3 protein-coding genes are annotated in these 2,686 nt (G+C 63.4%); 2 read left to right on the top strand and 1 reads right to left on the bottom strand.

What is annotated here, in order from left to right; translation table 11 throughout:
- Positions 1-278: 278 nt before the first annotated feature.
- A complete protein-coding gene (locus VK519_RS07860; RefSeq protein WP_324348784.1) occupies positions 279-809 on the top strand; it encodes a hypothetical protein in 531 nt (176 codons plus the stop codon).
- A gap of 234 nt (positions 810-1,043) precedes the next feature.
- Entirely contained in the window at positions 1,044-2,195 is a 1,152-nt protein-coding gene (locus VK519_RS07855; RefSeq protein WP_324348783.1) for a pilin, read from the top strand.
- A gap of 43 nt (positions 2,196-2,238) precedes the next feature.
- Here the strand turns inward: VK519_RS07855 and VK519_RS07850 are convergent, their stop codons facing one another.
- Positions 2,239-2,577, bottom strand: coding sequence for a hypothetical protein (locus tag VK519_RS07850; protein ID WP_324348781.1), 339 nt, complete (start codon positions 2,575-2,577; stop codon positions 2,239-2,241).
- Between the last annotated feature and the right edge of the window lie 109 nt (positions 2,578-2,686).

Genomic DNA, 2,686 nt, shown 5'->3' with positions numbered 1-2,686 from the left:
GCTGCCGACACCGCGGCCTGGTCAGTCTGTTGTGCAACCACGCCGAGGGGAAACATCAACGCCAACGCGACAATCGACAGCATCCAGCGTGCATGGCCCATGACGGCCTCCCCAGAGTGAACGGCGCGCCCATTTCATCGCCAACGTGCGCGCAGGGGAAGTCCCGGAAGTCATCGGTCGCACCTCGCGGCCTGCTTGCTAGGCCATATGGCCGGGGTGCTGACCTCTGCCATCACTGCCGCGTGTGATGTACGTTTGGGCTGTGCGGCTGCCTGAGCATGAAATCGGTCGCCGATCCGCAATACCGGCATGCCACCTACCAGTCGATCCAGCACGTCGATGCTCCGGTACCGGTGAGCGTGGATGCATCCTTTGCCGTGAACGGGACGCCGAAGCCTTCGGTCGATGCCATGGTGAAGACGTCGGTGGAGCGCGTGCTGCGCGGCACGGGAGTTTTCGCTCCGGGCGCGTCGGGTGACGCCACGCTGACGGTGGCGGTGAACAACGTCGCCGACATCGGCGCTGCGCGGGCGAAGGGATTTGGCACTGGCCTGACATTCGGCGCCGCGGGCTCGGTGATCAATGACCTCTACGAATTCAACATGACCTACAAGGTCGCCGGTGTCACCCGGTACCAGGCCACCTTGCACGATGGCATCCTTACCTCGATCGGCAATGCGGCGCCACCGGTTCCCGGTCCCTACATGACACCGGACATGGCGTTCCTGCAGGCCGTGGAGGACGCGGTGCTGAATTTCGTCCAAGGCCTGCAGGCGCAGGGAAAAATGCAGCGGACGGCGGCCAACTAGGCATTGGAACGAAAGGCCCTGCCTTCTGGCCAACCCGCAAGGTATTGCGATCGATTGCCGCCGAGGCCACGGGCTTGGCATGATGGGTCCCAGGGGGCGATGCGCAGGATGGTGCGCGACATCGCGGCGTAACGGACGGCGTCGGCAAAGGGGATTTCACTTGCAAGCAAAAACATCTGGGCTGGGCGGCCGCCGCGGGCAGCTGACTGCGGCACGATACGAGAGGCTCGACCCATGAATGACGGGACTCCTGTTTGGCTTTCGCGCAACGGCGAGAAATTCGGGCCCTACGAGCCGGGTTTGCTCCGCCAATGGGTGGCCGAGGGCAAGGTGGCGCGCGCCACGATGGCGTGGCGCACGGGCATGGCCGAATGGTTGCCGCTGGACCAGGTGATCGAGCTGGGGCCCGCTTCGGCACCTCCGCCTCCACCTCCCTTCGGCGGGGATCTGCCGCCGATGTCGGCCCGCTCGGGACGCAGTGGTTTCGATGACCTGGGGCGGGAGTCTGCGACGGACCGTCGTCGTGCGCTGCCAACGCCGCCGGCGATGCACTGGTTCGCCGTGGTGCTGCTTTGCATCGTCACTCTCAATATCTTCGGGCTGGTGTGGCGGTTCATCCAGGCCAACTGGGTGAAGAAGATCGATGCGACCAGTAACGGCGTGGCTTATTTCATCGTCAGCCTCGTGCTGATCGTGGTCGGTTACTTCATGACGATCGGCGGAGTGGTGGCGGGCGGGACGCTCTCCGGCGTGGCCCTCCTGGGTCGGCTGATCGTATTTGCCGGAGGTATCGTCTACATCGTGGGCTACTTCGCCATGTCCGCCTCGATCAAACGGGCACTCCCGGCGTACGGTGCATCGCCGGAGATTGGCGGCATCACGTTGTTCTTCTTCCCGATGATCTACATGCAAAGCCAGCTCACCTGGGTGGAATCCTTCAAGCGCAACGGCTCCAGTTACCCGCGTGCGGACAAGGGCGTTATCTGGTGCCTGTGGCTGTGCATTCCTTTCCTGGCGATCATCGCGGCCATCGCGATACCGTCGTATCAGGACTACACCATTCGTGCCCAGGTGACCGAAGGTCTGGCGCTGTCCAATGGCGCGAAGACCGCCGTGGCGGAGTACTACAACCGCAACGGCCGCATGCCCGCGGACAATACCGCCGCGGGCCTTGCCGAAGCCACCGACATCCATGGGCGATTTGTCTCCGGCATACAGGTGGTGGATGGCCGCATCTACATCTACTACGACCAGGCGGCCGCGAACACGCACCTGCGCGGCAAGTACCTGCAGCTGGCATCTACGGCCTCCGGTGGGCAGCTCACCTGGAAGTGCAACGCGGACGGCACGTTGGAAGCCAAATACTTTCCGCTGTCCTGCCGGTAGCCTGACCAACGCACGTCCGCCGCCGGGCCTTGGCGCCCGGCGGCTACGTCCTGCTCGTTACCGTAATGGCATAGGTGATGAAGATCGCTACGAACACCATGCCGCAAATCGCCAGGGTGAATGACACGTCCGCGATGCGTTCGACGCGAAGCATCCGTTGCCGCGTGCTTGCTCGCAGCGCGAAGTAGGACGAAAAGAAGGCGATCAGGAATAGCAGGGCATCGAAGGCCACGAAGTCGTCGGCCAGGGTGTCGACGTTGCGCAGCGTGATCACGATGCGCAACAGGCTGATCACCGTCAGGCACACGCCCACCATGCCGGCCGAGGCGCTGAAGATGTGCCGGCAAAGCTCGGGGTCGAGGTCAGTCTTTTTCCAGCGCATCGCTTATTCCTGGTATCGCGCCATGGGCCGGAGCCCAGCCGCCTTTCTCAGCTGCGGAAGAATTCCAGTAAATCGGCGTTGATCACGTCCGGGTGCGTGGTGCACATGC

It is taken from the genome of Pinirhizobacter sp. (assembly GCF_035317885.1).
In the GTDB taxonomy this organism is placed as follows: Bacteria; Pseudomonadota; Gammaproteobacteria; order Xanthomonadales; family Rhodanobacteraceae; genus Pinirhizobacter.
The sequence above is the reverse complement of the archived record's forward strand: the minus strand, read 5'-3'. Positions and strand labels throughout refer to the sequence as shown.

Excerpts from the sequence above, each read along its gene's own strand:
- VK519_RS07860 (WP_324348784.1), top strand. The coding sequence starts at position 279 with ATGAAATCGGTCGCCGATCCGCAATACCGGCATGCCACCTACCAGTCG.
- VK519_RS07855 (WP_324348783.1), top strand. The coding sequence starts at position 1,044 with ATGAATGACGGGACTCCTGTTTGGCTTTCGCGCAACGGCGAGAAATTC.
- VK519_RS07850 (WP_324348781.1), bottom strand. The coding sequence starts at position 2,577 with ATGCGCTGGAAAAAGACTGACCTCGACCCCGAGCTTTGCCGGCACATC.